This is a genomic window from Acidobacterium sp. FHG110202_01 (genome assembly GCF_059115305.1).
Map to the genome: position 1 here is coordinate 620,697 of NZ_JBZYWJ010000002.1, position 19,669 is coordinate 640,365.

Genomic DNA, 19,669 nt, shown 5'->3' on the forward strand with positions numbered 1-19,669 from the left:
TGAAATACTTGATCTGATTCATTGCCTGTTCCGCCATGGAGGCCCTTCGAATGCATGTAGAAAAGCTCAACGTTAAGACTTAATCCTGCACCTGGATTGCAACATCGGCCGGCATTGCGCCATCGGAGAAGGTAATCTGTTTTGCCGCAAGCGACATATCATTCCCAAGTAGACGCACTGTGCGCGTATCTTCTCCACGCACTCCGATGAATACCCCACACCCCCTGGATGCGGTGGAGTTGCGAATCACTCCTTCCTGGGTATGATCGAGGAGAATTGCAGCAGGCCCATCGGTTCGCGCCTGCCTTCCGGTAAATTCATCAACAGTGAAATCCGTTACGTTCGTCAGATGCAGGGCGTACCGGAAGAGAACTGCAAATACTGGAACTGGTCGCGCAGGGTTCCACGAATAAAGAAATAGCGAAAGAGTTGAATATCAGCGATAACACGGTTCGCCATCATGTAAACAGCATCATGGAGAAGCTCGTAGTATCTGACCGTACGGAAGCGGTAGCGACTGCTATTCGAAAGGGTATTCTTTCGGAGATGGAATAACGGTCAACAACTGCAAATGCAGGATTCGTTTTCTGATGCGACCGACGAATTCGAAGGCCAGTTTGCAGGGGCTAAGTAATAAATTTCCAGGCTATCTTTTCAGTGCTGAGTCCTTGGACAATGCGCTTTCTAGATATAACGTCATCACCTTCTTGAACTCAAGAACAACTGAAGCTTTCGTCTTGGGTTCTGCCTCGGCATAGAACGTCATCATCCCTCTGACAATCTGCAGAGAAACGTTGGCAATCAGGAAAGCCTGTTCTTTCGAGAGTGCTGGATTCTTCGCCATGAAGGCATTTGCGATCGTGAGGCGTGAAGCTCTCCGGGCTGCAGGATCGCGTCGGAAGCGGACCGGGGCCTCCAGCAGCCTGAGATAAGCCGGATGTTTTTGTACGAACTCAGTAATGCACTCAATGAAAAGACCGGCAAACTCCCCGAGCTCCAGTGTCGCTGCCTGCTCCATCAATGGCTTCCAATGCCCTTCCAGCTCCTGCGAATACTGCATTGCCAGCGTGAAGGCGATCGACTGCTTGTCCGGAAAATAGTTGTACAGCGCACCGATCGAAGAACCACTCCGCTCTGCGATCGCAGTCATGGTCGCGGCTTCATAGCCAGCCTCAGCAAAAAGCTCGGCGGCAGCCTCTAAAAATCCGGCAAGGCGGCGCTCGGAGCGCTCCTGCTGCGGAGCAACGCGGACGGATTTTGACAAAATCGAGGCCACCCTCATATTATAAGATTAATAATTCGAGGATATCCTCGAATTTATATTTCCACTCCAGGAAGGCAACATGGCAGAACTAAAGCTTGATCCGCGAAAGACCGCGCTTGTCCTTATCGACCTGCAAAATGGCATAGTCGGCATGAATACCGCGCCACATCCGGCTGCACAGGTTGTCGAAAACTCCAGAAAGCTCGCCGAAGCATTTCGCGCTCACTCCGCTCCTGTGGTCTACGTTCATGTCAACCTGAACGATTTCATGAAGCTTCCTGTCGATGCTCCCTCCAACATGGGTGACGGGCCGTTCCCTGCCGAACTGTCTGAGATTGCATCGTCAGCAGGCTTTCAGCCTGGCGACCTCCTGATCACAAAACGTCATTGGGGCGCTTTTGCCGGCACCGAACTTGGACAGGAGCTGAAATCGCGCGGTATCGATACAGTTGTTCTCACCGGTATCTCCACCAATATCGGTGTGGAGTCCACCACGCGCCAGGGTACTGGATTGGGCTTTGCCTTTGTGGTCGTAGAAGATGCCTGCTCAAGCCAGAATGCAGAGCATCACCAGTTTGCATTTGCAAACATCTTTCCCCGCATGAGCCGTGTCCGCAACACTGACGAAGTCCTTGCCTCCCTTGCCTGAGAAAACTACATCAATCCCTGAACGGCTCGGGGCATCGGTCTGGAAGGTCGTCGCTGTTGCGGCGCTTGGCTCTTTTCTTTCGCAGCTCGATGCCACCGTCGTCAATGTATCGCTCTCCACTCTCGCTGTGGATCTGCACAGCAGCCTCTCCTCGATCCAGTGGGTCACCAGCGGCTATCTGCTGGCGCTGGCGCTCATGCTTCCTCTGAATGGATGGCTGGTCGAGCGTATTGGGGCCAAGGCTGTCTACCTGTGGTGTTTCTCTGCCTTCACGCTCTCCTCCGCTTTATGTGGTATGGCCTGGTCAGCACAATCGCTCATTGCGTTTCGCGTCCTGCAGGGCATGAGCGGAGGACTGATGGCGCCGATGGCGCAAATGATGATCGCGCGTGTTGCCGGCAAGCAGCACCTGGCGCGCGTGATCGGTTATGCTGCCGTGCCTGTCCTGCTTGGTCCGATTCTTGGCCCAGTCCTTGCAGGCGCCATTTTGCAGCATGCATCATGGCGTTGGCTCTTCCTGATCAATCTCCCCGTAGGACTGCTGGCAATCTTGCTCGCCACGTTTTTTCTCCCCAATGATCGCGAGGAAACCAGGTCGCGGGAACTTGATCTGCCCGGGTTTCTTCTTTTATCCCCAGGGCTTGTGCTCTTTCTCTACAGCGCGGAGCATTTAGGCGAGCACATTGCACCTTTGACTCTGGTACTGTCCATCATCCTGCTTATAGGTTTCTTCTGGATGGCAATCCGTAAAGGAGATCGCGCGATTGTCGATCTGCAACTCTTTCGCGGTAAGGTTTTCTCTGCATCCGCAGCTACGCAGTTCATGTCCAACGGCATCTCTTTCGCCGGGCAGATGCTCATTCCGTTCTATCTCATCCGTGCCGGTGGACAATCGCCGAGCGCGACCGGCTGGCTGCTGGCTCCTCTCGGACTCGGAATGCTTTGTACCTATCCTTGGATGGGAGCGTTGACCCATCGCTTTGGAATTCGAAAGCTGTCAGCCGGTGGCGCGCTGATAGCTTTGACCGGCACGCTGCCGTTTCTCTATCTCGCAGGACACAAGTTATCGTTCATTGCCCTCGCCTGCACCCTTTTTGTGCGAGGAGTGGGTCTGAGCGCAGTCGGCATTCCTTCTATCTCAGCGGCATATGCTTCGGTAAGAAGGCAGGACCTGCCCATGGCGACAACATCTCTTAACATCGTGCAACGCCTCGGCGGCCCGACACTGACAACGCTCTGCGCAACCTTCCTTGAATGGAGATTGCAGCTGACTCATTCGCCTGCAATTCTTTCGAATGCGTTCATTGCTGCGTTTCTTCTTCTTTGTGGACTGCACGCTCTTTTGTTCGCCGCGGCTCTGAGGCTTCCACTCACAATAGAGAGTGCGGCCGTATAACCTCCTGCGGAAGAGCTCGGTGGAATGCTCATGCCTCACGGCTGAAAATACCTCAGACTTTGCCGGCTGAATTCGGCACCAGAATGATGTTATCGCTCTCATAGCACTCAGCTTCCTCACTGTTAGCTAACAGTCGCTCACTTTTTTCGCCGATTTAAGTTCAATAGTCTTGAGTCGAAGGGACTGTCTGCATAGTTCCGTTCTCGCCGATGACATCGTACTCGAGAAATAAATTGAACAGTGAGGCAGAAAGAGGTCCGTTGGTTGATCAAGCTGATCGAATTCATCGGGAAAGTCAGTCGATTTGGAGTTCGTGTGATCATCGACTTTTTTCGCCCTCCATTTGAGGCTGGCCAAATTGCACGGCAAATTGTAGAGGCCGGTCATAAATCTCTTCCGCTCGTCATTTCCTCCGGCTTCGCTCTGGGGGCAGTCATGACTTTCCATACTCGCAGCACTCTTGTTACTTTCGGCGCCAGTTCCTTGATTCCGACTGTTCAAGCGCTGGCATTTTTCGTAGAGATCGGGCCTCTGGTTGCTGGTTTACTTCTGGCCGGCCGTGTAGGTTCGGGAATTGGTGCGGTACTGGCTAACATGAGAGCCACGGAGCAGATTGATGGGATCGAGTCCTTATCCATCGACTCCTTTAAGTTTCTGGTTGTTCCTCGTGTAGTCGCGTGTGTTGTGGTTCTTCCGCTTCTTACCTTATTTATGGACTTCTCTGGCCTGCTCGGTGGCTTTCTATCAGAATTCGCATCTTCACATATTTCGTTTTATCTCTACATCACACGGGCATTCACAGATCTCGAATGGTCAAATTTCATTCCCCCGACATTCAAGACAGCTGTGTTTGGATTCATCATTGGGACCATTTCGTCTTATTTCGGATATACCACCGATGAAGGAGCTCAGGGGGTGGGAAAAGCTGCAACAAACAGTGTGGTTGTATCTTCGTTGCTCATCATTCTTGCAGATGTGATTTTGATCAAGTGTATCTTCTTTGCCTTTCCGGAGAACGCTTTGTGAGTATCGCGGCAAAGATAGCGGCGGTGGCATTCGATCACGTTTCGAAGGCGTTCGGTCCGAAACAGGTACTTCGTGACATCTCCTTTGAAGTCCCCGCTGGTGAGGCCCTGTGCATTCTTGGCCGGAGTGGAACGGGCAAAAGTGTAACGCTCAAGCTCCTCATTTCGCTCATTAAACCCGATCAGGGAAGAATCTGGGTGGAACAGGATGAAATCACTTGCCTTAAAGAAACTGATCTCTCTAAGGTACGTCGAAAGATGGGCTTCCTTTTTCAGGATGCTGCATTGTTCGATTCCTTGACGTTGTATGAGAATTTGGCGCTACCGCTGCACCGGCTGACGGACAAATCACAGGACGAAATTGACTCGATCGTGGATCACGTCTTAGGCCAGGTCGGTTTAGCGGGAGACAAAGCAAAGATGCCGGGGGCTCTCTCGGGAGGTATGCGTAAGCGCGCCGGTCTTGCGCGCGCGCTGGTGCTCGAGCCAAAGATTCTCCTTGCAGATGAGCCGAGCAGCGGCCTTGATCGCATCACTGCCTCAGAGATTGATGAACTTCTCATACAGCAGAAGACGCAGCATCAGACCACGCTTATCGTTGTCACTCACGATGTCCATGGTGCCAGGCGCGTTGGGAACCGCTTCGCCGTTTTCGACAAGGGTGACCTTATCGCATTCGGAACAGCATCTGACGTGGAGCGCAGTAAACATGAGACAGCTCGCAAGCTAATTTCGGAGCACTAATGTATGGTGAATCGCAACCTCATCGTCGGGCTTTTCGTCACTCTTGGGCTCGCTCTCTTCACCGTCAGCATTTTCCTGATCGGTAATCGACATGAAGTATTTGCCCGCCACATCGACTTCTATGCAGAATTTACAAACCTCGCAGGATTGGCAAAAGGAGCCAAAGTCCAGGTTGCTGGTATGGACGCTGGACAAGTCGTCGACATTAGAATTCCTGACTCGCCGACCTCGCGGTTTCGTGTGAGATTAAGAATCAATGAAAGGCTCCGTGGTTTAGTGCGTGCAGATTCTGTCGTCACTGTTGGAACTGAAGGAGTAGTTGGAAATACGTTTGTGCTTATTCGTCCTGGTTCTTCAAATGCGCCGGCCGCCGCAGCCCAGGCAACATTACCGAGCAAAGAGCCTACTCAGATCGCCGATCTTCTTGATCAAGGAAAGGGAGTGCTCGCCGACGTCGATGTCACGGTTAGAAATGCTAATGGTCTTTTGACAAGCGTTGGGGGAAATCTCAACACGACACTGAACGGTGTAAAGACAACCATATCAAATGCAGATGACGTCATCGCCGGCTTGAAAGCGGGGCGAGGAGTTGCAGGAATGCTCCTTCGAGATGAGACAGTGGCAACCGGGGTTCGGCAGACGGTGATAAATGCGCAACAGGCTTCTGCAGGTCTTGCTCATGCCTCGAAGCAAGCGGACGGATTGATATCAGATGTGGAGTCGCGCCACCTTCCTCAGAAAGTAGATGACACGTTAGTCAGCGTGAAGAGCGCGGCATGGAATCTCGATGCAAGTACGCAGCAGATTCATCAGACAATTGCTGAGATCTCCGGCCCGGATGAACAGGGGGTGACGGCTGGAGTCAATATCCGCGAATCTCTTTCGAGCGCAAATGCTGCTACAGCAAACATGGCGGATGAAACCGAAGCGCTGAAACATAACTTCTTTTTCCGTGGCTTCTTCAAGCACCGTGGCTATTACAACCTTGTCCATATGGATCCGGGCAAATACCGAAAGGATTCCCTGTTTACGCGCTCTTCCAATTTTCGCGCGTGGCTCCCTGCCGACAAACTCTTTCAGCGTGATTCGGCTGGGCGGGAACAACTCACGACCCAGGGAAAGACACTCCTGGACAGTACATTCGTGCAATCCGGCGATTCAATTGTTAATAGCCCGATCGTAATCGAAGGATACTGGGGTGGTGATAATACAGCGGATCAGCTCGCATTCTCTCGCAGCCGAGCTATTCTCGTGCGGCAATACTTGCAGATGCATTTTCAGCTGCCGCCAGGAAACCTTGGAGCGGTTTCTATGATGAATCTTCCGCCGAGCGGGCTGGACCATCAGACGTGGGATGGCATTTGTATCGTCGTGGTAAAGGAAAAATCTTAGAGCATCCCTCGAAGCAATGAAATGACCCAGGTTCATCAAGTCGCGATCGCCGCTCCTTTGGCCGTGGGTGCTGGCGCGACTTTATGTACGATTTTCATTCACGCCATAGCTTTGGGCGCGACAGTGAATTTCTTTCGCCGTGAGGCAAGACGCGGCCGCGCTGGCATGAGGTACTTCATCGATATCACCATCGTAGTATTGGTAATATCATTCGCGTTCGTGGCACATGTGATTGAAGTCGCTGTGTGGGCGTTGATATTCATGATTTGCGGCGAATTTCAGGAGTTTGGCGCCGCGTATTATCACTCAGCGGTGAACTATACGACGCTTGGCTACGGTGATGTGATCATGACATCTTCATGGAAATTGCTGGGAGCGCTTGAAGCTGCAGATGGATCATTGATGTTCGGTGTGTCGACCGCGATGATCTTCACTGTCATTCTTCGTCTGGTTCAAACCAGATTTGTAGATCTCAGAGATTGAGTGATTGTTGAGCAGGTAGGAAATCGCGCATCCTGTCGGCCAGACCGGTAAAGATTTGCAGTTTCCTGGCGCCTAGCCTGTCAAAGCCCTTGGCACGCATCGAGTCTGAACAAGTATTCAGGCACGGCGGCAATATGTGCCCATATTAGCTGCCTGCACCGGCGCAAGCGTTCCCTGCAAAATTTGCAAATAGTGCAGCATTCCGCTGGTTATGTCCTGCGCGTAACCTCAGGCTGAAAGATATGAGGTGCGGCCGGGTCTTCCATTTCGTTTTCATGTTCATTGCCTGTCGTTCCCTCGTTGCTCAGATGGATCCCAGGCAGACAATTATTCATGCATTCGATCTTGAGCAGCACGCGAAATATGAAGAGGCAAGATCAATCCTGGAACCGGTATTGAGCGCTGCATCACTGGATCCAGGACTCTCTGGCGAGGCATGGAATGTTATGGGCCTTGCATATGAAGATGAGGGAGATTTTCTTTCCGCACAGCACGCATTTGAGCAAGCCATTCATATTCTAGAAAATCGTCCGGACAGGATCGCTGATTACGCAAGTGTCCTGTCAAACTTTGGCCGGCTGTATATCAATACAGGGCAGATGGAGACCGCACTCAGATTAAGAAACAAGTCTCTCGCTCTCTATGAGAAAAACAATAACCATGCCGGCATAGCTGTGACGTGTATTGATCTTGCGGGAATTGCCATCAAGCAAAAGCAGCTTCATGACGCCAGGAAATATCTCGAACGGGTAAAGAAAGAATCGAAATTAACCAGTGAACTTAAGAATGATGACCTGGCAGCATTTTCGTCGATGCAGGGATGGCTTGCAGAGGTGGATGACGACTTTTCTGAAGCAGCCTCAAGGTATCGACATGCACTTGATTTGTGGAGAGAGGCGTTTGGTGAAGATAATCCTTCCACGGCATGGGGTTTTCTCCTTGAAGGAAAAGTGAGAGCGGAAGCAGGCGATACGTCGGCGGGACTGGCAGAAATGCAAAAGGGGCTCGGAATCCTGGACCGTCTCCTTGGACGCCAGAACCCTAGATATCTGACGGCGGCGATAGCTTATTCGCGGATCCTGGGCCAGACGGGAGCACACGCGGAAGCCGCACGGATGAAGGCTGAAGCCGAACAGGAGTTAAATAACTGGCGCCAGCGCGAGTGCATTGACTGTACTATAAGCGCAGCGGCGTTCCGGTAGAGGAGCATGCGTATGGGTTCTTTGACAACAACTGCCGAATACACAGGTGTTCGATCTGATATGGGGCGTAAGTCTTCAAGACCGCAGATTCGGATTAACGCCCTGGCGATAATCTTTTCGCTCTCGATCGTACTTGCGCTGATCACTGCCGATGAGTGCCACTCCATTTTTTATCTGCCTTCACTGCTGTATGGCGCCGTGCTTTGGGGATGGTGGGGTTGCATCGGGAGCGCGATGTGGAAGCTTGGCCCGCGGATCCCTTCGCTGCTTCGCTTCACACCGAAAGCGATTACAGCACACCTGCTGACCGGCTGTGTTCTGGGAATAGCGCATCTTCTTGCGCTGGGAAGCCTGGGCTTCACAGTGGAGGGGTGGAGGGCGCATCACACAGCCTCGGCTATATGGACAAGCCTGCTGAACATCAACCGCTTCGGTCTTGAGTTGCTGATTTATGGATTTCTCTTCGGCGTGATTGGGATTGTTCAGTCCCAGATTCGAGCGCAGCGTGATGCGATCAAATCTCTGGAGCTGCAACGGCAGCTTTCGGAGGCACAGCTATGCGCACTGCAGATGCAGCTCGAGCCGCACTTTCTCTTCAACACATTGAATGCGATTACGACGCTGGTGGAACTGGGGAGGCAGAAGGAAGCGGTGGAAACCTTATCGCACCTGAATGCAATTTTGAAGAGCACGCTCAAGAGAACCACTCCGGAAAAAGTTCCGCTCTCACAAGAGATTGAAATCGTAGAAAATTACCTTGCAATCGAACAGGTTCGGTTTGCGGACCGTCTAAAGATTGAAATGAAAATCGACCCTGGAGCCCTCGATGGGATGGTCCCATGCTTCCTGCTGCAACCGATTGTGGAGAATGCTATCCGCCACGGCATTGCTCATTGCGAAAATGAAGGGAGTATCGAGGCAACCGCTCGAAGAGAAGGCGCTTTCCTGCATTTGCGAGTGCGCGATACCGGTCCGGGAACAAACGGGCATCAAAAAGCGGGGCACGGCATTGGACTAAAGAACACACAGGAACGGCTCGCTCACTTTTATCAGAACGGGTATGAGATGAAAGCACAGCCTCTCGATAAAGGGTTTGAAGTGACGATTACCATCCCCTATGAGCGTGGCTATGTTCGCAAAGCGCCGGAGAACAACCTCATTGCACCACAGGGTTCATGGAGAACGCAGGGATTGTGAAGCTGAGAACGCTGATTGCCGATGACGAGCCCCTGGCGCGCGAGCGTTTACGGTTTCTTTTAGCTGAAGACGAGGACATTGACGTCACCGGCGAATGTCGTAACGGACATGAAGTTATTACGGCTCTCAAGGAGAAGAAGATAGATGTTCTCTTTCTTGATATCCAAATGCCCGGGAAAGATGGGTTCGCGGTCATCGAGCAGCTTGGCGCCGCGCTTATGCCTGTAACGGTATTTGTCACCGCCCATAACCAATATGCAGTAAAGGCATTCGAAGTACATGCACTCGATTATTTGACCAAACCGGTCGAACCGGAGAGGTTGCAGGCTACACTTGTCCGCGTAAAAGAGCGGATTGAGTCGAAGTCTGCGCTTATAACGCAGCAGCAGTTAAAGTCGGTTCTGACAGGCTTGGAAAGTGGCAGCCAGAAGGCAGCCTACCCGAAGCGGCTGCTTGTCCACAATGGAGCCAAAGACTCCTTTATCAACGTAGATGAAATCGAGTGGATCGAGGCGGCTGATTACTATTCGTGCCTGCATGTCGGCACGAAGAGCCACATGCTGCGCGAACCAATCAAACAGTTGGCAAATACGCTGGACCCGCAGAAGTTCGTGCGCATTCACCGCTCAATTATCGTCAACATAGACCAGGTGCGCGAGATTCTTCGAGAAGGACGAAGCGAAGGATCGGTGACGCTCGTCAATGGCCAACGATTAAAGATGAGCAAGACCGGCTGGCAGAATCTGCTAAGCGTTAGCCAGAAATAAGAACCACTGTTATCCCCTTCCCTGCACTGGACAACTCTTTCCCTGCAAACAACTGGATTGCTTCCACTGACTCAGAGAAGTTTGTGTTGAGGGCGGGAGTGTCTCGATGACTGTGAGGAATCATTTCAGCTGTGTTGCACTGGCAGGGTTGCTGATATCAACGTTAGCGTTTGCGCAGCAGCCTTGTGCAAACGGCATCCGCGTAGATGGCGTCGTTACCGACCCTACCGGGGCAGTAATTCCCGGAGTCAAGGTCAAGGCAGCCAATGGCGAGACAGCCACAGCCGATGCATCCGGGCAATTCACACTGGGATGTATTCCTTCAGGAACAGATACGGTTACGGCGCAGGCCGAAGGATTTTCTTCGGCCACGGCAAAGATAACAACGCAGGCCGGGGGTGTTGCGCACCTCCACCTTGAGCTTGCAGTCGAGCGAGTAGAAACAAATGTAGAAGTAAATGCAAATTCTTCTTCTGTGGATGCCGATCGCGGCGCAGGCGCGCGAACCCTGAGCACAAGCGACATACAACAGCTTCCTGACGATCCGGATGATCTGGCACAACAGCTGCAATTGATGGCTTCCAGCGGCGGCGGTATTCCGGATTTAAGCACGATTACGATCGATGGTTTCCAGAATCCCGGAGTTTTGCCGCCGAAAAGCTCAATTGCATCCATACGCGTAAATCCGGATCAGTATTCCCCTGAATACGAGCAAGGCAATGGGCAAGGCGGACGCATTGAGATATTTACCAAGCCGGGATCGGATTCATTCCACGGTGCTCTCTTTCTCACTGATAGCGATGGAAGCTTTAACGCGACGAACCCATTCTCGGTAACAGCAACTCCAGCCGGTAAACGGCGTTACGGGTTCGAATTCAGCGGGCCACTCGTTCAGAAGAAGAGTGGCTTTGCTCTCGCATTGGAAAAACGCGACATCGATGAGTTCAATGTGGTGAATGCGGTGACATTGGATGCAAATTATAATCAGACGCCTTTGCATCAAACGGTGGAAGCGCCACAGCGCCTCTGGATAGCATCTGCGCGTGGAGACTGGCAGGTAACCCCGAAAGACGTGGCGACGCTTTCTTTCTCAGCCAACGTAAATAACGGAGACAACCAGGGCATTGGCGGATTCACGCTCCCGGAGGGAGGCTATTCAAGCCTGGTCAGCGAATACGATCTTCGATTCACTAACATGCTGACATTAAATGAGAACCTGCTGCACGAGACTCGTATCGGTTATTCATGGAAGCGCACGGAGCAAACACCGCTATCGACTGCTCCCGCCTTGCAGGTAGCCGGATATTTTATCGGTGGCGGCGCGACAAGCCAGAACCTGAATGAGCGTGAGCGCGATCTTGAAATCGATGACGACATAATGGCAACGCATGGCAAGCACTCGTTGAAATTCGGCGCACAGTCGCTTGGCATTTTCATTCATAATAATGACCCCGACACTTTCAACGGAGCTTATGTCTTTGGCGAGAGCAGTGCGCCAGTCCTGGACGCGAACAATAACGCGACTGGGGAAACTACGACTATTCCAGCGATTGAACAATATCGCAGAGCACTGCTGGGTCTTCCGGGAGGAAGTCCGACCACATATCAAATCACTACAGGCACACCACTGCTTTCTTTCGCTCAATGGCGGCTCGCTTTGTTTGCAGCGGACACCATCAAATTTAGTCCTCGTCTTACGGTAACCACCGGGCTGCGCTATCAGTTCCAGACCACGCCAGGCAGCATTGCAAATATTCTGCCCCGTATAGGCATTGCATGGTCGCTGGACAGCAAATCGAAATGGGTGGCTCACTTCCGGGCCGGCCTGTTCAATACGCCCCTTGGCCAGAATTATGCTGCGCAGGTTTACCGCCTCGATGGCGTGCGACAGCAGTCGACGCTGGTCTACTCACCCGATTACAACCACCCGTTGACGCCGGCTGCAGGATCGATTCAGGTAGGAACAAAGTGGCAGTTTCCGCATGGCTTTGATCAGGCTCCGTCCGGCTGGTTTGAGGGTGGCCTTGAGGGCGATGTGGGACACAACCTGCACCCGTCGGTATGGTTTGCCTATGGAAGCGAGTGGGGGAACCTCAGGGTGCGAAACGTGAATGCCCCAATGGTGAACAGCAGCGTCGGCGCTGCGCCTGATCCGAGCGCCGCCCTGCTTGCTCCGCGCCCGCTCGCGCCGAACATGAACATCATGCAGTATGAGAACTCAAGCCACCTGGGAGGATTTGCCGAGGGTGAAGGCCTTGATTACCGCGGCAAACGGTTTCGTCTCAATGTTGGTTATTGGTATGTGAATTTCAGCTCTGATAGCTCATGGAACGGAACCGTTTCGCCCCAATCCAGCTACAGCAACAAAGGAGAAGCCTCACGGCCCGATCAGCAAACCAGCGGCGCCCTGGCAGAAAATGATATTCATTTCCCGTACAAGATCGATCTATCAACGCAGTTCTATCTGCATACAGGAGCGCCTTACAACATCACCACCGGAACAGACGCGAATGGCGATGGCATTTTTAATGATCGGCCATCTTATGCTTCGAATTCTGCTTCCGGCTCAGGCGTATATGACACGCGCTTCGGAACCATGACCACCAATGCAGTCAATGGCGATATTCCCCGAAATCTGGGGACGATGCCGGCCGTCCTGCACATGTATACAAACCTGAGCCGCACCTTCAGCCTTGTGCCCAAAAACACAGATCATCCGCGCACGCTCACCTTCAACGCACGCAGTGTCAATCTGCTGAACCACACCAACGTTACAGCGGTGAATACAGTTCTTTCTTCATCGGCCACTGGGCAGCCCATTGCGTCCGAAGCTGCCCGGCGCATAGAGCTTGGTGTTCGCTTTGCCTTCTGAAAACGCTGCTGCACTGGCTGCAGCATTCCCTGCATGACAGGCAGGCTTTCCTGCAAAGAAGTTGCGCTTGCCGCAAGCAGGGATAAAGCTTTTTGGCATGGCCGAGTTTGTACTCGAGATAAATGGCAGCAGGCAAAAGGTAGATGCCGACGCCGACATGCCATTGCTATGGGTCTTGCGCGATCTGCTCAATCTTACCGGGACAAAATATGGCTGCGGCATCGGCATGTGCGGCGCTTGCACCGTGCATCTGGACGGCGTTGCCGCTCGCTCCTGCCAGACCACGGTATCGGAAGCAACCGGAAAGAAGATCACCACCATTGAGGGTCTTGGAGAAAGCGGCCTGCATCCGGTCCAGAGAGCATGGCTCACAGAACAGGCGCCACAATGCGGATATTGCCAGCCGGGACAAATCATGTCCGCAGCCGCTTTGCTCGCCACGAATCCAAAACCAACGGATGCAGACATAGATGACGCGATGGCTGGAAATCTCTGCCGCTGCGGGACCTACTTCCGCATCCGCAAAGCCATTCATCGTGCTTCTGCGGAGATGCAACCGTGAACCCGCTGCCATCGCCTACAGAAACTCGCTCTCAAAATCGCAGGATAAGCCGTCGTGCGTTTCTGGTGACTTCGGGAGCTGCTGCAGCAGGCGGAGCCCTGGTGATTGGCCTTCGTCTCCATAGGCCGCTTCACATCGGGTCAGGCTCTCATGCTCCTGAAGATCCATTCGATGCATGGATTCATATCTATCCCGACAACAAAGCAGAGTTGATCCTTGCTCAATCTGAGATGGGACAGGGTGTTTACACATCTCTCCCTATGTTGTTGGCCGAAGAGGCAGAACTGGATTGGGAGCGTATCACCGTTGCCCAGTCAGATCATTCGCAGGGCACGGGCGGCAGCGGAAGCGTGATAAGTAACTATATGCCGCTTCGCCAGGCAGGAGCCGTCGTACGCGAAGCAATGCTGGTGGCAGCCACACGGCGCTGGCATGTCCCCCGTGAGGAATGCATTGCAAAAAAAAGCATGGTGCTGCATCAATCGTCAGGTCGCTCACTGACATATGGCGAACTTGTAAGTGATGCGAGGCGCTTGCCTCTTCCGGATCCTAAAACTGTAACGCTGAAGGATCCGAAAGACTTCACTTTGATCGGGCGTGCGATACCTCATCTTGATATTCCTTCCAAAGTGAATGGAACTGCCCGGTTCGGTCTGGATGTTCGTTTGTCGGGAATGGTCTATGCCGTGATCGCTCGCTGTCCTGTCTTTGGCGGTACGCCTGCCGGATTCAATGCGAGTAAAGCTCTCGCCACTCCGGGAGTGCTTCAGGTATTTGAAATTCCTCCGCGAGGATTTCAGGTCCATACGGCAGGCGGCATTGTTGTTGTTGCCAGGACTACGTGGGCCGCAATACAAGGCCGCAAGGCCCTTGAGATCAACTGGAATCATGGTCCTTACAGTAATGAATCCACCGAAGCATTGACAGCAAAGATGCGGTCCGCTCTGGATAGACCGCCGGTCTGGTCGCAAAACGCTGGAGCGGCAGACCCGGACCAGATACCGGCAGATAAACGCCTCGAAAGCATTTATGAATTTCCCTTCCTGGCCCACTCCACAATGGAGCCCATGAATGTGACTCTCCACCTTCAAGGGAAAAAATGCGAAGCCTGGTGCCCGTCACAAGATGCAGGTTGGAGCAGAAGCGCCATCGCGAAAGAGCTTGATCTGCCTGAGACAAGCGTAACCGTACATACCACTCTCATGGGCGGAGGATTTGGACGGCGCTATATTGCTGACTTCCAGACAGAGGCCGCGCAGATTGCAAAGCATGTTTCTTCTCCTGTCCAGCTTGTATGGACACGGGAAGATGACATGACGCATGACTTCTATCGTCCTGCCGGCATGCACCGGTTACGTGGAGCTTTGGATGGAAGCGGCAACATCGTCGCATGGTCGCACCATATTGCCGATACTTCCATACGCGCTTACTGGGACGATCCCGCCAAAGTAAAACCGGAAGCCGCGGAAATCGGAGGCACAACCGAGATTGTTTATCCAGTGCAGAACATGCGCGTCGGCTATTCGTCCGTACAAAGCGCAGTACCACGCGCTTGGTGGCGTTCGGTTGAGAACTCTTTCAATGGCTTCGCCGTCGAATGCTTCATCGATGAGCTTGCCCATGCAGCAGAAGAAGATCCATACAAATTCCGCAGGCGTTTACTGTCGGATGCAATCCAACATGCCACCGGTAAGAAGCAATCGGACAAAAAGCGTTTGCTGGCCATGCTGGACCTTGTCGCGGAGAAAGCTGAATGGAGCAGGCCACTGAAGAAGCATCAGGGACGAGGCATGGCATGCTGGCCCGGCTATGCTTTTACGGCACAGGTTGCTGAGGTGACCGTAGACGAAGGCGGAATTCACGTGAACCGTATTCTTACAGCAATTGATTGTGGGCAGGTCGTGAATCCAAATGGAGCGAGGTCGCAGATCGAAGGAGGAATACTCTTCAGTCTGGGCGCTTTCATGAAGGAAGCCATCACGATCCGCAATGGCGCCGTCGAGCAACAGAATTTCAATCAGTACGATCCGCTGCGGATGCCCGAAACGCCTGTGCTCGAAACCTGGTTTTTTGACAGCCATGAAGAACCTCACGGACTCGGAGAAGCCGCGGTGCCTCTCCCGGGCCCGAGTGTGGCGAATGCAGTCTTTACCGCCACAGGAAAACGCATTCGCAAGCTGCCTTTCCAGGTAAATGAGATCACCGCATGAAGCGCATTCTGACGGGAATAGTCCTTGGCGCGGCAAGCATTGCAGCGATGGCCTTCGCCAACTCTTCTACAAAAGTGTCGCCCCAGTCTTTGAAGACTGGACAGAGGATCTTTGCGCAGTCCTGCGCGTCATGCCATGCGATACACGGCTCCAGCACTTCCACAGCGCCTGGACTGAAGGGCTATTACACAACCCACACTCCAGGGCACACAGATACAGAAGTGCGCACCATCATCCGAAATGGAAAAGGAAAGATGCCGGGCTTCAGCAACCTCGGCGAATCGCAGGTGGACTCTCTGATCGCTTATCTGAAAACTCTTTGATCCTGTGGTCAGCGGCTTCCCGCACAACATGATCTCGAAATCACTGAGACTGTGTCGGCGATGAGGCCCCGGAAGTACTGCAGTGGGAATTCGGGTTTCTGGCAAAGCCCATGTCAGGAGACAGGGTGAAGGTGCCGGTGCCATTTCCCAGCATCACGTCGAATGTGTCCGCTTCATCTTCGCTGTATATCACTGCAAGATCGGGAATGCCGTCGCCGTTAAAGTCCGCGGCAGCGATATGAGGAACAGTCGCCCGCGTGCGCAAAGGAAAGGACCACATGTGACCAAATGATCCGTTGCCCGTCCCAAGAAGAACTGTTATGACACTTGCCCGCCAGTCCGAAATGGCGATGTCCTCAATGCCATCCTTGTTGAAGTCTGCAACAGCGATCGACGCAACCGAATCGAGGTGCGTTATTTCCTGGCTGGAGCTGAAGTTGCCAATCCCATCCCCCAGAAACAACGTCAGCGTCCCGTCTTCGCCTCCGACAATCAGGTCTGGGATGCCGTCTTTATTGAAATCACCGGTAGTGATTGCACGGGGAGTTCGACCCGGCACAGGCTTCGACATTATTTCCCTGAAAGCTCCGCTTGTCTGCCCCAGCAATACTGTTAAATAGCCCGGCTCAGAAGAGCTATCCTTATGCGAAGTAACTGTTGCTATATCGGCAATTCCGTCATGATTAAAGTCGCTTGTTACGATCAGCGATGAATCGTCATCCGGATCATCTTTGGATGATTCGGATGATGCGCTGCTGCCCAGTGTGACTGCAGGCAAAGAAGCCTGGCCTGCCTTCCACTCCTGGGCTGATGCGAACGATGCAACTACAAAGGTCCCCGCAAGTATAGCCGCAACAGTACCGAACCTGTGGGTGGTGCGAATCATCATGCCCTCTGTAGAAAGACTACTCGTGTGTCAGCAACAATGCTATCTGCCAGCCGGCGCATGGGCTCCGCCTGATGAGAGATGTTCTGGAAGTGTCCATGCGAACAGAACGCCGCCACTGCTGGTTATCAGATATTGCCGGCCATCCAGTTCGTAGGTGCTGGGCGAGCTGGACATAGCCGCGCCCAGGCCGGCATGCCATAAGGTTTTGCCGTTGCTTGTATCAAGAGCCAGAGCATTGCCGTGAGCATCGCCGGTAAAGGTCACACCCGAGTCGGTGGTCAACACGCCGGCGCCTGAACCTCCCTGTCCTACTTCGTGAGTCCAGCGCAGTTTCCCCGTCTGGTAATCAATGGCCTCGATCACCCCTTTGCCCCATAAGCCGTAGTCCGCGCCTGCCCATCCGTAATATCCATCGGCCGGCTTGGCAAAGTAGATGCTGTAGCTGGGGTGAGCGTCCACAATAAAAAGTCCGGTTTTAGGGTCGAAGCTTGGAGAGCGGAAGTTGGTGAGGCCGCCTTCATCCGGAGCAATCAGTCGTCCATCAGGCGCAGGTTCTTTTGCGGGATTCGGAATCGGATGGCCGTCCTTGTCGACGCCAAGCGCCCAGTTCACAGGACCATAAGGGGTGGTGAGGAGACTCTTGCCGTTTGTGCGGTCAATGACAAAGAAGTAGCCATTGCGCGAAGCCTGCATCAGCATCTTGCGCGGCTGGCCGTGAAAGTTGCCGTCTACCAGGACTGGCGTCTCGACTGCATCCCAGTCATGCGTATCGTGGGGCGAAACAGAAAAGCCCCAGCTAAGTTTTCCTGTATCAGGATTCAGAGCGACGATGCTGCAGGTGTAGAGATTATCTCCCGGACGTGTTTTCCCGCTGAGCACAGGCGTGGGATTGCCGGTTCCCCAATAAATAAGATTCAGCTCAGGGTCATAGGTCCCGGTAATCCATGTCATGCCTCCAGTCGTGCTGTTGGGAGTTCCTGCAGGAGGCGTGGCATCCCATTGCCACTGTGTCGCGCCGGTTTCAGGATCAACGGAACGAAGATAGCCGGGAAGATTATCCATATCTCCAGAAACGCCAATAATGACATGATCGCGAACGACGAGAGGCGACATCGTTGTCCAGTAGCCTTTGCTTACATCGGCCACAACGACATCCCAGCGCACGCTGCCGTCCTTGGCATTCAGTGAAATGAGGTGGCAATCCGGAGTAAGGAAATAAAGCCAGCCCTTGTACATGGCAACGCCGCGCTGGCCGATGTGATCTCCCGTGTCAGTCGGCTTGTTGTAATGCCAGAGCATGTGCCCGGAACGCGCATCAACCGCCCAGATGTTGTCCGGCACCGTGAAATAAAGAATGCCATCGACAAGCAGCGGCGTGGATTTGATCGCAGCGTTCTGGTTGGTCTGAAAGGCCCATGCAAGGGTGAGATAGTTGACGTTTTGCGGAGTTATCTGCGTGAGGCGACTGTGCCGTCTGCCCGAGTAGTCTCCATGATAGGTAGGCCAGCTGTCCGTCGAAGGATGAACCATGGCAGCAGGGTCAAGGCTCTGCGCGATCAGAAGGTGAGAAAGTCCCGGCAAAAGTGCAATTGCCGTCAATACCAGTGCGTGTTTCCAAAACTTCATGAGCGTATGTGACCTCATTGTCTCAGCGCAGAGTTTGCAGATATGCCATCAGATTATGAATGTCGTCGTCGGTGTATTTGCCGAATAACTCAGCGTGGGCATCGACGGGAGAATCTACTGTATAGCGGATGCGACTGACTGGCCATGAATGGTAGACTCCGTTGCTGTCGCGTAGCCCGACAGTGAATTCATCACGATAAGCAAGCAATCCGATGAGCTTCTCGCCCGATGGCAGTGTGACAGTTACATGGCTCTTGGGATCGCGGGGATAGAGCATCTGCTCTTCCAGTTGCAGCCCCTCAAAACGCGATGCAACTCCGGCAAGATCGCCCGTCGGCGAGTGGCATTTGGCGCAGCCGCCTGTTCCGTTGAAATATTGCTTTCCTGCTTCGACATTCCCTGTCTGGAGATCGGCCACATCGACGCCACGACGCCCACCGGGGCGGGAAGAGCTTGCCTGATGATGTATGAAGACAACGAGACTATGAACCTCTTCGTTCGAGAAGTTAAAGGATGGCATCTTCTTTTCCGGACGGCCATTGCGAACGACCTCAGTTATCTTGTTGCCATTGACATCAGCTTTAACCAGCTTGGACCGGGTAAGGTCGGGACCGGTTTCGCCGCCTGCCGCATCGCGTCCATGGCAGAAGGCGCAGTTGCGTTGGAAGAGGTGGCGTCCTGCCTCAGCAATATTGCTCGAACCGCCGGAAGGGCTCGCAGCAAGATTGTCAGTAGCAAGGAAGCGTAATAATGCTGTCATCTCTTCCTGCGGCAGCTTCGGAAATCCCGGCATGCGGCCTTTCCCAGTGTGGATAAGGCTTTCGATCTGTGGCTCCTTCAATTGACGAGTCACATCAAGCAGCGGCGGAAATCCAGGAAGATTTCCTTCGCGTTGCTCTCCATGGCAGATAGCACAATGCTTGGCATAAGATTGCGAGCCAACTGAATTGTTAGCGGGCACTTGTCCAACTGGAGTTGTTTGAGACAAAGCACGGCTGGTAGACAGCGGAATCAGTCCCAGAACGGCAGCAAGCAAGGGTACGGCGTGAAATCTCTTCATGGTCCCAA

General features: G+C 53.2%; 19 protein-coding genes. 14 read left to right on the forward strand and 5 right to left on the reverse strand.

Annotation, left to right across the window (positions count from 1 at the left end; translation table 11 throughout):
• Positions 1–79 precede the first annotated feature (79 nt).
• On the reverse strand, positions 80–250 hold the full coding sequence (locus AC5S16_RS05820) for a hypothetical protein (RefSeq protein WP_493929087.1): 171 nt from the start codon (positions 248–250) through the stop codon (positions 80–82).
• Between the two features lie 137 nt (positions 251–387).
• Here AC5S16_RS05820 and AC5S16_RS05825 point away from each other — a divergent pair, with 137 nt between their 5' ends.
• A complete protein-coding gene (locus tag AC5S16_RS05825) occupies positions 388–555 on the forward strand; it encodes a response regulator transcription factor (RefSeq protein WP_493929195.1) in 168 nt (55 codons plus the stop codon).
• Positions 556–646: 91 nt separating this feature from the next.
• Here the strand turns inward: AC5S16_RS05825 and AC5S16_RS05830 are convergent, their stop codons facing one another.
• Entirely contained in the window at positions 647–1,264 is a 618-nt protein-coding gene (locus AC5S16_RS05830) for a TetR/AcrR family transcriptional regulator (RefSeq protein WP_493929088.1), read from the reverse strand.
• 79 nt (positions 1,265–1,343) lie between these two features.
• Between AC5S16_RS05830 and AC5S16_RS05835 the strand changes: the two genes are divergently transcribed.
• The 13 genes from AC5S16_RS05835 to AC5S16_RS05895 all read left to right on the forward strand — a co-directional run bounded on the left by AC5S16_RS05835 (position 1,344) and on the right by AC5S16_RS05895 (position 16,086).
• Positions 1,344–1,913 (forward strand): isochorismatase family protein, encoded by a 570-nt coding sequence (locus tag AC5S16_RS05835; protein ID WP_493929089.1) that lies wholly within the window; start codon positions 1,344–1,346, stop codon positions 1,911–1,913.
• Entirely contained in the window at positions 1,873–3,309 is a 1,437-nt protein-coding gene (locus AC5S16_RS05840; RefSeq protein WP_493929090.1) for a DHA2 family efflux MFS transporter permease subunit, read from the forward strand. The genes AC5S16_RS05835 and AC5S16_RS05840 overlap by 41 nt, the downstream gene beginning before the upstream one ends.
• A gap of 264 nt (positions 3,310–3,573) precedes the next feature.
• A complete protein-coding gene (locus AC5S16_RS05845) occupies positions 3,574–4,335 on the forward strand; it encodes an MlaE family ABC transporter permease (protein WP_493929091.1) in 762 nt (253 codons plus the stop codon).
• Positions 4,332–5,078 (forward strand): ABC transporter ATP-binding protein, encoded by a 747-nt coding sequence (locus AC5S16_RS05850; RefSeq protein ID WP_493929092.1) that lies wholly within the window; start codon positions 4,332–4,334, stop codon positions 5,076–5,078. Before AC5S16_RS05845 ends, AC5S16_RS05850 begins: the two co-directional genes overlap by 4 nt.
• A 3-nt stretch (positions 5,079–5,081) precedes the next feature.
• The gene (locus AC5S16_RS05855) at positions 5,082–6,470 is read left to right on the forward strand and encodes an MlaD family protein (RefSeq protein ID WP_493929093.1); all 1,389 of its coding nucleotides are present in this window, start codon (positions 5,082–5,084) and stop codon (positions 6,468–6,470) included.
• A gap of 21 nt (positions 6,471–6,491) precedes the next feature.
• The gene (locus tag AC5S16_RS05860) at positions 6,492–6,953 is read left to right on the forward strand and encodes an ion channel (protein WP_493929094.1); all 462 of its coding nucleotides are present in this window, start codon (positions 6,492–6,494) and stop codon (positions 6,951–6,953) included.
• A 308-nt stretch (positions 6,954–7,261) separates the two neighbouring features.
• Complete coding sequence (locus AC5S16_RS05865; protein ID WP_493929095.1) at positions 7,262–8,155, forward strand: tetratricopeptide repeat protein; 894 nt, start codon at positions 7,262–7,264, stop codon at positions 8,153–8,155.
• 12 nt (positions 8,156–8,167) lie between these two features.
• On the forward strand, positions 8,168–9,352 hold the full coding sequence (locus AC5S16_RS05870) for a sensor histidine kinase (protein WP_493929096.1): 1,185 nt from the start codon (positions 8,168–8,170) through the stop codon (positions 9,350–9,352).
• Positions 9,349–10,119, forward strand: a complete 771-nt coding sequence (locus AC5S16_RS05875) for a LytR/AlgR family response regulator transcription factor (RefSeq protein ID WP_493929097.1) — start codon at positions 9,349–9,351, stop codon at positions 10,117–10,119. The genes AC5S16_RS05870 and AC5S16_RS05875 overlap by 4 nt, the downstream gene beginning before the upstream one ends.
• Before the next feature lie 106 nt (positions 10,120–10,225).
• On the forward strand, positions 10,226–12,991 hold the full coding sequence (locus tag AC5S16_RS05880; RefSeq protein WP_493929098.1) for a TonB-dependent receptor: 2,766 nt from the start codon (positions 10,226–10,228) through the stop codon (positions 12,989–12,991).
• A 97-nt stretch (positions 12,992–13,088) separates the two neighbouring features.
• Positions 13,089–13,553, forward strand: a complete 465-nt coding sequence (locus AC5S16_RS05885) for a (2Fe-2S)-binding protein (protein ID WP_493929099.1) — start codon at positions 13,089–13,091, stop codon at positions 13,551–13,553.
• On the forward strand, positions 13,550–15,763 hold the full coding sequence (locus AC5S16_RS05890; protein ID WP_493929100.1) for a xanthine dehydrogenase family protein molybdopterin-binding subunit: 2,214 nt from the start codon (positions 13,550–13,552) through the stop codon (positions 15,761–15,763). Before AC5S16_RS05885 ends, AC5S16_RS05890 begins: the two co-directional genes overlap by 4 nt.
• Positions 15,760–16,086 (forward strand): c-type cytochrome, encoded by a 327-nt coding sequence (locus tag AC5S16_RS05895; protein ID WP_493929101.1) that lies wholly within the window; start codon positions 15,760–15,762, stop codon positions 16,084–16,086. The genes AC5S16_RS05890 and AC5S16_RS05895 overlap by 4 nt, the downstream gene beginning before the upstream one ends.
• Positions 16,087–16,126: 40 nt before the next feature.
• Here the strand turns inward: AC5S16_RS05895 and AC5S16_RS05900 are convergent, their stop codons facing one another.
• Genes AC5S16_RS05900 through AC5S16_RS05910 form a run of 3 tightly spaced genes read right to left on the reverse strand, consistent with a single transcriptional unit; the run spans position 16,127 to position 19,661 of the window.
• The gene (locus tag AC5S16_RS05900) at positions 16,127–16,975 is read right to left on the reverse strand and encodes an FG-GAP repeat domain-containing protein (protein WP_493929102.1); all 849 of its coding nucleotides are present in this window, start codon (positions 16,973–16,975) and stop codon (positions 16,127–16,129) included.
• Positions 16,976–17,014: 39 nt separating this feature from the next.
• A complete protein-coding gene (locus AC5S16_RS05905; protein ID WP_493929103.1) occupies positions 17,015–18,601 on the reverse strand; it encodes an acido-empty-quinoprotein group A in 1,587 nt (528 codons plus the stop codon).
• Positions 18,602–18,623: 22 nt separating this feature from the next.
• Positions 18,624–19,661: a c-type cytochrome gene (locus AC5S16_RS05910; protein WP_493929104.1), complete on the reverse strand. Its 1,038-nt coding sequence runs from the start codon at positions 19,659–19,661 to the stop codon at positions 18,624–18,626.
• Between the last annotated feature and the right edge of the window lie 8 nt (positions 19,662–19,669).